The 8,077-nt window shown below is 55.9% G+C and carries 7 protein-coding genes and 1 pseudogene; 6 read left to right on the plus strand and 2 right to left on the minus strand.

Features of this window, described 5'->3' with window-relative positions:
* The 6 genes and pseudogenes from EM858_RS26750 to EM858_RS26780 all read left to right on the plus strand — a co-directional run.
* Positions 1 to 682 (plus strand): annotated as a pseudogene (locus EM858_RS26750) (glutamate dehydrogenase); the annotation flags it as partial.
* A 126-nt stretch (positions 683 to 808) separates the two neighbouring features.
* Positions 809 to 1,924 (plus strand): extracellular solute-binding protein, encoded by a 1,116-nt coding sequence (locus EM858_RS26755; protein ID WP_127758555.1) that lies wholly within the window; start codon positions 809 to 811, stop codon positions 1,922 to 1,924.
* Positions 1,921 to 3,033, plus strand: coding sequence for an ABC transporter ATP-binding protein (locus EM858_RS27700; protein ID WP_127758556.1), 1,113 nt, complete (start codon positions 1,921 to 1,923; stop codon positions 3,031 to 3,033). The genes EM858_RS26755 and EM858_RS27700 overlap by 4 nt, the downstream gene beginning before the upstream one ends.
* A 13-nt stretch (positions 3,034 to 3,046) precedes the next feature.
* Positions 3,047 to 3,877 carry an ABC transporter permease gene (locus tag EM858_RS26765; RefSeq protein WP_164865587.1) on the plus strand — a complete coding sequence of 277 codons (831 nt, stop codon included), beginning with the start codon at positions 3,047 to 3,049 and terminating at the stop codon, positions 3,875 to 3,877.
* Entirely contained in the window at positions 3,874 to 4,659 is a 786-nt protein-coding gene (locus tag EM858_RS26770; RefSeq protein WP_127758558.1) for an ABC transporter permease, read from the plus strand. The genes EM858_RS26765 and EM858_RS26770 overlap by 4 nt, the downstream gene beginning before the upstream one ends.
* A gap of 1,285 nt (positions 4,660 to 5,944) precedes the next feature.
* Positions 5,945 to 6,577: a 4'-phosphopantetheinyl transferase superfamily protein gene (locus tag EM858_RS26780; RefSeq protein WP_164865588.1), complete on the plus strand. Its 633-nt coding sequence runs from the start codon at positions 5,945 to 5,947 to the stop codon at positions 6,575 to 6,577.
* A 522-nt stretch (positions 6,578 to 7,099) separates the two neighbouring features.
* Here EM858_RS26780 and EM858_RS27570 read toward each other — a convergent pair.
* Positions 7,100 to 7,399 (minus strand): hypothetical protein, encoded by a 300-nt coding sequence (locus EM858_RS27570; protein ID WP_245483067.1) that lies wholly within the window; start codon positions 7,397 to 7,399, stop codon positions 7,100 to 7,102.
* Between the two features lie 80 nt (positions 7,400 to 7,479).
* Positions 7,480 to 8,077, minus strand: a 598-nt coding sequence (locus EM858_RS27575; protein WP_245483068.1) for a reverse transcriptase domain-containing protein, incomplete at its 5' end; no start/stop codon positions are given.

Genomic DNA, 8,077 nt, shown 5'->3' on the forward strand with positions numbered 1-8,077 from the left:
GAAGAAGACGGTGCCCGGGTTACCGTTGTCGCTGAACGGGACGGCTATGTCGCCAATGCCGATGGTTTGGCGATCGAGGCGCTGAAGCAGCATCAGATCAAAACCGGCAGCGTCCTCGGTTTTGCAGGCGCCATGTCGTATCCGGGTGATTTGACGGGCATCGAGCAGCCATGCGACGTTCTCATTCCGGCGGCGATGGAAAATGCAATCTATGCGGGGAACGCGGAGCGCATCAAGGCAAACCTGGTCGTCGAAGCCGCCAACGGGCCGGTCACCTTTGAGGCCGACAAGGTTCTGCGCACCCGTGGGATCACCATTCTTCCCGATCTCTACGTCAATGCCGGCGGGGTCGTCGTAAGCTACTTCGAGTGGGTGAAGAACCTCACGCATATTCCCTTGTCTGATGGAACGGCGCCGGCGCGAAAGGCGCAACCAGACGATCGCAACGGCGCTGGAACGCATGACCGGCAAGGAGTTCCCCGCCGATATCCGTGACGAGTTTCTCGAAGGCGGCGCTGAAATCGATCTCGTCCGGTCCGGACTGGAAGACGTCATGCGCAGCACCTGGACACGCATCGCTGACCTCATCGAACAGCAACCGGAACTCGGTGATTACCGAACCGCCGCCTATGTCGCGTCGATCCGACAGATCGCCGACGCCTATGAAGCGATAGGAATCTAACGATGCCCGATTGATATTTGTGGAGGAGATGCATTGACATTTTATGATCTTTGATCAAAGATCATAAAAAATAACTTGAAACGCCATTCAGTGCGGGAACGCTGACGGACAACCTGGGAGATAAAAATGAATCGTCGTGAATTCCTTGCTCGCCAAGGAGCGCTTCTTGGCGCCGTTGGCATCGCTGCAGCTTTTCCTTCAATGAGAGCACGAGCGGCAGCAAGTGCCGAAGCGCTGAACGTGACTCTCAAGTTCCTTGGCTGGCAGGGTTACGATGACCCGAAGGCGATGGGACCGCTTGCTGCGCAGGGCCTCACCCTGGATGCGCAATACATCACGGGCAATGCTGAGATTGTAACGAAACTCCGCAGCGGCGGAGTGGGGTCGATTGACGTTGTCACGCCCGGCATCAGTGCCATCGGGCCCTTGATCAGAACAAAGCTGGTCGAGCCGATCGATGCAGCAAAACTGCCAAGCAGCGAGCGCTTTTTCACCCAGTTTCGTAACATGTCGTGGCAGCAGTCCAATGGTGCGAACTATGCTATGCCAGTGAGTTGGAGTGACTATCCGCTGAGCTACCGGGCAGATCTTTTCAAAGATCTTCCAAAGAATTGGGCAGATCTCGGTGATGAGAAATACCGTGGCAAGCTCATCACGCTGGACGACCCCGCAAACCTCTGGCTCTTTGCTCGGGCACTCTTCAAAACCACCGACTTCTCCAAGCTGACGAAAGCTCAGGTCAGTCAGGCTGCCGAGGCTTTCATGCCGGTCAAGGCGAACCTGACAACCATTGCGCCAAGCTTTGGCGACATTACTGACGTTCTGGCGCGCGGCGACGCGCAGGCAAGTGTGCTTGGATGGCGGTTTATCGACACAAAGCTGAAGGCAAAGGGCATTGACGGCGCGTCCTATGTTCCTCCGGAAGATGGTACATTTCTCTGGTGCGATTCATACTGCATCGCCGCCAAGGCTCCGCATCTGGAGCAGGCGTACTCGTTCCTCAATCAGATGCTTTCCGCAGAGGGCAACGCCATCATCGGCGCTGCAATCGGCTGTGGCGTTGTGAACGCCGACGCGGTCGCACTTCTGCCTGACGACCAACGAAAGCTCTATCCTTACGAAGATCTGCCAGCTTTCCTGGAAAAGAACACGTTCTATATTCCACCAGGCCTTGAGGCTGAGGGTGAAATCGCAACCATGCGGGATTGGACCGAAGCTTGGGAACGGATCAAGCTGTCATGATTTCGCAGGTAGTTGAAACTTCCGCAGTCTCGGTCCGACGCGTCACTAAGGAGTTCGGGTCATTCTCCGCCCTGTCGAGCATTTCGCTCGACGTGGCGCCTGGCCGCTTTGTATCTTTGCTTGGTCCCTCGGGCTGCGGCAAGACGACATTAATGCGCATCATTGCCGGGCTGGATCGGCAATCAACAGGGCGCGTTGTGATAGCGGGGAAAGACCTGTCGCTGACGCCGCCGCATCGCCGCCCCGTTGGCCTTGTTTTCCAGCGCTACGCGCTGTTTCCCCACATGACGGTAAGCCAGAATGTCGGGTTTGCTTTATCACTGCAACGGGTGGAGAAAAAGAAGGCTGCCAATCGCGTTGGCGAGCTTCTCGAGATCGTCAGGCTCAGCGCCTTTGCAGATCGGCCGATCGATCAGCTTTCCGGCGGCCAAGCTCAGCGAGTGGCGCTCGCACGCGCTCTTGCTGCCGGACCACCGGTTTTGCTGCTCGATGAACCGATGTCAGCATTGGATCTCAAGCTTCGCCAAGCGATGCAGCTTGAACTTCGCCAACTCCAGCGTAGCATCGGCGCGACCTTCCTGTTCGTCACACACGATCAGGACGAGGCGATGGTCATGAGCGACGAGATCGTCCTTATGAACAGCGGAACTATCGTTCAACGCGGTTCTCCTGAAGAGGTTTATAGCCGACCAAAAACTCTGTTCAGCGCAAAGTTTCTGGGAGAAGCGAACATCTTTACGGGGTCGCTTCGCCGTGAGGGAAATAAGTCCTTGCTTCAATCGCCTGTTGGAAACATCCGCTTCGATGCTCACGGTGCTCGAGACACAGGAGCGGGCCTCGTCTGCCTCCGACCCGAATCCATAATGATTGAGGGGACGCCGAAAGACCGTCCTGCCGCGTCCGAGTCAAATTCGGTAACAGGACAGGTTCGAGAGGCGATCTTTCAAGGCGCATTCAGGCGCTACCTAGTCCAGGTAGGCGAGCAAAGCGTTATGGTTCAGCAACCGGTTCTCGCCGGTACGGGCGGCGCATTCTCACAAGGCGACCGGGTTCTTCTCACCTGGTCGGACAACTCAATCGCGCAAATCGAAGACGACACCAATGGTTAGGCAGTTTTATCTCATGGCTGCGCCGGCCAGCCTCTTCATGGCCGTCTTCTTCATTATCCCATGCGGCGTGCTATTCGCGTATTCTTTCGGTAGCACCAGCTACGCTGACATTTCGTTCGGTACCTCACCAGAGAATTACATCAAGATTTTTACGGACCCACTGTTTCGTGAGATTCTGCTTCGATCTCTTTGGATGGGATCGGCGATCGGGCTGGCGTCAGTCGTGCTTGCGTTTCCGCTGGCATATGCGATCACTCTCGGCCCGCTCAGGCGGGCAGGGACAATTATTCTGCTCCTGGTGATGGTCTCCCTGTTCACAGCCTACATCGTGCGGATTTACGCATGGCGATCACTTCTCGGCCGCAATGGCGCGATCAGCCAGCTGTTGAGCTGGACGGGTGTCACCGAGGCGCCATTGGAAACCTTCGCGTATAGCAAAGCTGCCGTGATCGTGACTTTGACAAGCATCCTCGTACCAGTCGCTATGCTCCCGCTCGTTTCGGCTCTTTCCGGAGTTTCCGCGCAATGCATCGAGGCGGCAAAGAGCCTCGGAGCCACTTCGATCGGCGCCTTTTTCAGGGTCACCGTCCCAATGGCCAGTCGCGGTATCGTGTCAGCGTTTGCGCTAGCGTTCGTCATCGCAGCTGGCGATTTCGTCACCCCTCAACTTCTCGGAGGACCCAAAGCGCAGCTTGCCGGGAACGCTGTGGTCGGTCGATTTGGTCTATCATTTGACTGGCCGCTCGGGTCCGCAATTGCGTTCAGCTTGGTGATTTCCATGGGGATATTCTTATGGGCGGTTACTGCTCTGCTGAGGCGAATCGGAATTAAGGATCGACCATGAACCAGGGACGTCTCTCGACTCTTGCGTTTAGCTTATACACGGCAGTCCTGCTGGTATTTCTCTTCGCCCCCATCGCTATCGTGATCCTTTTTTCTTTTGATGCGAAAGGACTTGCGGCTTTCCCTTTCGAGGGTCCGACGACGGAATGGTACGTTTCTGTCGCGCGGGATCCGATCATGCGTAAGGCAGCGGTCAACAGTGTGTTCGTTGCGCTCGGCACCACGATCTGCTGCATGTTGATCGGCACTTCGGCAGCCTTCGCCATCGCCAGATTCAGATTCCGTCGTGCATCGATGTTGGCCGGTTTGATGGCGCTGCCATTGCTCTTGCCGCACCTTCTGCTCGGGATCTCTTTGCTATCGTTCTTCACGAGCCTTGGGATAGGTCTTTCAGTATGGACCGCTATCATCGGCCACGTATTGATCACTTTGCCATTCATGGTGTTTACACTCACCAGCCGAATTGCGAGCCTTGATCCGCAGATCCCCGAAGCAGCGGCAACACTCGGAGCGAACCCCGCTCAGGCATTCTATCGGGTGACGTTGCCTCTGATACGGAGTGCCATGGTAGGTGCGGCGCTTCTTGTTATTGCGTGGTCGCTCGACGAATTCAGCGTTTCGTTCTTCACGATCGGATCCGACAATACACTTCCTATCGTGATTTGGGGTCAGATGCGTGCCGGCGTCAGCCCAACGGTAAATGCAATTTCGGCGCTAATGGTGCTAGCCACCACAGTGCTGATCTATGTCGTACACCGATTTTCCGACATTCGCTTTCAATAGAGCGGATTTCATTCCCACAACGGCGGCAAATTGACAGTTCGTGCCGCCGACGCTTTGCGGTTTCGGTCAGCGAAGCGAAGCGATTGAGTGGATTTTGAACGGCAGCTAAACATAGCCGCGACGACGGCATGCCCAATCCTACTGTCGTAGCGTCCAGTGCTCTGAGCGGTGCGCTGCCGCTTATAGGCCCGCAACGGCTTGCTGCTCTTTTGCGCCGTGGATGTGGGGATGGCCTCAAGCGCTGACCTGATCGGTGCATTGACTCCGTCTGGCGACAGCGGTGGATCGGGCTTATTCGTGTGACAGGGAATAAGCTTGGTATGAATTGCTATGTCAGAAGCTTAATATGATCGAAGCCGTTGCGGGTCGCCTAGAGGCCGCGCCGGCAGAGGTTCAACGTTGGTCAGGTGAGTTCAGGCCTCAGGCGGTAGCCGAAAGCAGGAGCCGGGTGCGAGCGTTTCTGCGATAGCGTGGCGCATAGGGATTGACCCATTGCGACGATATCTTCGTTTTGCGCGCCAAGCCTAGCAATCTGCGTTTACTGGGACGGGTCAGGAATGATCCTGGAGGCTGGAGAATGGATGCTTTACCTTTCTCTCCAATCAAGGACGGCGCAATGACCATGTGGGCTGAATAGTTTGGCCTGCTGATTGCCGGCCTCGACTGGACAAGGTTGATCGCAAGCGCCTCAAGCAGCCAACCAGAGTAGCGTTATGTAATTGCAATTGCTTGAAGATTCGCCAGTTTGTGGTAGTCTTCAGCATGGCTTTGAGCCAGGATCATCTTCCGCAGGATATGAGCTGCTCGAGATCGACAAGTTCGGCTTTGGGATCATCGTTCTTAGCATAGAGAGCAAAAACCATTCAGCTCAACTGCTCAATAGATGTGCTCGATAAGAGTGTCCTGTCCGGCTTCGCGCCTGGGTGACTCGCCCTACACTGGTCTTCGGAGGGTTGCTCGGACGGGCCAGTCGATCCTCATCACAGGAGGACAAGCGGTGGTAGACTATAGAGAAGCTTTTGTCGGAATCGACCTCGCAAAGCTGAAGAATACTATTGCTGTTGCCGAACCCGTCCGGAACGGATGCGTTGATCGCCCGGCTCCGGCTTGAGATCGAGAAGCTGAAGCGCGAGATCCATGGCAGCCGACCGGAGCGGAAGGCCCGCCTGGCGAGGCTTGACCACGACCGGCGGGCCAGAATAGGTGACTTATGCAAAAAACTATACCCATTTATCTTCCCTGCTTAGATGGGGATCGCCCAGTTAAGTTCGAGTTAGGGAATCACTTGGTTGGTGTCATCGGAAAGATTTGTGATTATACGCAGGAGCTCTATGCGCGTGAATTAGCTCACCTGGAGCGAGCCGTTGAGAAGCGGCGTATCGAATATGCGACGGGGCGGCATTTTGCCCGGGTTGCTTTAGCGTCTATGGGCCATGCCGCCTCCCCAATTATGACCGGAGAGTTCCGACAGCCAATTTGGCCGAAAGGAATCGTTGGGAGCATTGCTCATTCGCAAACACTCGCTTTAGTCGTCGTAACAAAGAGCGATCAACCCTTCCGTGGTATTGGAATAGATATAGAAGCACAAGGTAGCGTTTCTTCGGATTTTGTTCATGAGGTTCTGACCGATCGGGAACTTGCAAACTTCCGCACTTGTGGGATAGGCTTGATAAACGACGCAACCTTAATCTTCAGTGCAAAGGAGGCAGTGTTTAAAGCAGTCAACCCCATTACAAATGTCATGATTGATTTTAATGAAGCAGAGATTCATGTAGATCCAAGAGGTCGCACATTCCGCGCAAACTACGTTGGCGAAGACAAGATAAATGGGATTATGAATAGCGGGATTGGCAGCTATAGCTTATTTGAGAACCACTTCGTAAGCTTTTTTGGGATTCCATCCCTTTCCCTTGTCTAGATCTAGATCGCCATGCATCGGCTGCTCTTCCTTTAATGACGGAACGTCATACTCGATGGCCCGGAAGGGCGGGGGGAGGATCACTCGCCTCCGTTCCGCCCTTGCAAACCGGCCCGGCCGGTCGGATCGGGGGTTGACCGGCAGAGCAAGAAGACCCCGGCGCCGCGAACTGGCCGGTGAGGAAGCCCTATGGCATGCCCAATCCAACTGTCGGCCATCGCGTCCAGTAATCTGAGCGGTGCGCTGCCGTTTATGGGCCTGCAACGGCTTGCTGCTCTTTTGCGCCGTGGATGTGGGGATGGGCTCAAGCGCTGACCTGATCGGTGCATTGACTCCGTCTGGCGACAGCGGTGGATCGGGCTTATTCGTGTGAGCTCAGGGAATAAGCTTGGTATGAGTTGCTGGTCCCGGTAGGGACGATGGTTGCCCATCGCCACCGGGTCACCGGAGGTGGTCACCCACCTCCGGTTCCCACAGAACGTGGCGTGCGGATTTACCGCACCACGTTCTTCGGCAGTTGTTTCACAGTATCGCAAGTGCTCGCAGCGCCCGGTATGGGAGCCGCAGCTTTGGTTGCTGTAGTGGGGTCCGTTCCTTAATCTGCTGGAAGGCGCCCCAAGTGAGATGGCCACCATCCCGGCTGCGGCTGCGCAGCATCTTCAACCAATAACGTTCCACAGCTCTATAGACCTTGGTGAGCGACCGGTAGTTTCCGGCGACACCGTAGTAGCCATAGTGGCCGCGTAGGACAGCGTTAATCGCGCCGACCTGTTTCCTGATCGTGTGATGCCGCATTTCCCGCATCAGCGCCTGCAGCGACAAGACGCTCCGTCGAAGTCTCGACTTCTCCGTGCGCATGCCAACCTTAAAGTTATCCTTCAGGTTCCGCGTGCAGTACAGCGTCATACCCAGAAAGTAAAATGTCTCCGGGCGGTTTCTGCCGCGTTTGCTCGCGTGCCGCTGTGCGAACGGCCAAACTCGACCAACTTGGTCTTGCTCGGCTCAAGAGTGAGGCCAAATTTCCCCAACCTGTGACGCAGGGCCTCCTCGACCTGAAGTGCGTCCGAGCGATATTGGAAGCAGATCACAAAGTCGTCGATGTAGCGCACCAGCCGAGCCTCGCCCCGTAACCGGGTCTTCACGACGCGCTCGAACCATAGGTCCAGCACATAGTGCAGGTAAACGTTGCTCAGCAGAACGCTGATCGAACCACCTTGTGGAGTTCCTTCGTCACTCGGGTGGACAGCTCCGTTTTCAAGGACGCCCGCTTTCAACCAGCGTCTGATCAAGCTGATCAGGCGCGGGTCCCCGACTCGATGTGCAATAAACCGGAGCATCCACTCATGGGATAAGCTCCCGAAGAAATTCTTCAGATCCGCCTCCAGCACCCAGCCCGTCGTGCCACCTGAGATCACCTCGTTGAGGGTCGACAGGGCATGGTGGGCGCTGAGCTCTGGCCTGCCCCCGAACGAGCAGGGCAAAAAGTCCTGCTCGTAGATC

Origin of the sequence: Agrobacterium sp. CNPSo 2736, from assembly GCF_004005385.1 — a bacterium.
GTDB lineage: Bacteria > Pseudomonadota > Alphaproteobacteria > Rhizobiales > Rhizobiaceae > Agrobacterium > Agrobacterium leguminum.